This window comes from Rhizobium sp. 10N414 (assembly GCF_056394785.1).
Window position 1 is genome coordinate 1 of record NZ_JBFTIN010000102.1, and the last position, 1,271, is coordinate 1,271.

Below are 1,271 nucleotides of genomic sequence, written 5' to 3' on the forward strand. Positions count from 1 at the left end.
CTAGACGACCGATTCCATGAAAGCGGCGTTTGATGGAACCTGACGTGCGCTGGTGGATTCCTGGTTTGAGATTATTCAAATGAGGAGTTTCATCATGGCACCAAGGCGGCGAGTCATTGAGCTGGCGATGAGCGAGCAAGAGATCGAAACGCTGACAGCTCTTTCGCGGTCTCGAACCGAGCCGGCGAGCCGGGTATCGCGGGCAGCCATGCTGCTGGCCTACCGCGAGAACCCGTCGTTYTTTGCGGTGGGACGACGACTTGGCGTGCATCATCAGACGGTCCAGCGCTGTGTTGAGCGCGCCGAGAGCTATGGCCCGCTTTCGGCACTCGACGACCGGCCGCGTCCGGGCAAGGAGCCGGTAATCACGCCGGAGGCCAAGGCCTGGCTGGTGTCTTTGGCATGCGACAAGGCCAAGGACCATGGCTATCCGCACGAACTGTGGACGACGCGGCTGCTGGCCCGCCATGCGCGCGAGCACGGACCGGGGGCCGGGCATTCCTGTCTGGCCCGTCTGGTTCAGGGCACGGTGAGCAAGCTCCTTGGCCAGGAGGAAATCAAGCCGCACAAGATGCGCTACTATCTGGAACGTCGCGATGCCGAGTTCGAGCAGAAGATGGCGGAGGTCTTGTGTGTCTATCGCGAGGTCCAGGTCCTGAAAAAGGCCGCCGCCCGGTCGAACAAATCGGGCAAGCGGGTTGCGATCGTCTCCTACGACGAGAAGCCTGGAATCCAGGCGATCGCGACGACGGCGCCGGATTTGCCGCCCGTGCCGGGCGTCCATCCGGCGTTTGCGCGCGATTTTGAATATAAACGTCACGGCACGCTCAGCCTGTTGGCTGGAATTGACCTGCTGACAGGCAAGGTCCACGCGCTCGTCAAGGACCGCCACCGCAGCCGCGAGTTCATCGAATTCCTCAAGCTGCTCGATGCCGCCTATCCGGCCGGCACCGCCATCAAGTTGATCCTCGACAATCATTCCGCACACATCTCGAAAGAAACCAGAGCCTGGCTCGATMAACGACCGGCAGGCCGCTTCGAATTTACCTTCACGCCCAAACACGGCTCCTGGCTCAACCTGATCGAGGGCTTCTTCTCCAAGTTCGCCCGCTCCGTCCTGCGCCACATCCGGGTGACCTCAAAACACGAGCTCAAGGAACGCATTATGGCCGGTATCGACGACATCAATCGTCATCCCGTCATCCACACATGGTCATACAAGCTCGCCGAGGCTGCTTGATATGATTCGAACCACGAAAACGCGCTACTAG

Annotated in this window: 1 protein-coding gene; it reads left to right on the forward strand. The window is 60.4% G+C overall.

Going from position 1 to position 1,271, the window contains the following annotated elements; genetic code table 11:
- The first annotated feature begins 94 nt into the window (after positions 1-94).
- Positions 95-1,240 (forward strand): IS630 family transposase, encoded by a 1,146-nt coding sequence (locus AC1DE4_RS31750; protein WP_477884752.1) that lies wholly within the window; start codon positions 95-97, stop codon positions 1,238-1,240.
- Positions 1,241-1,271 lie beyond the last annotated feature (31 nt).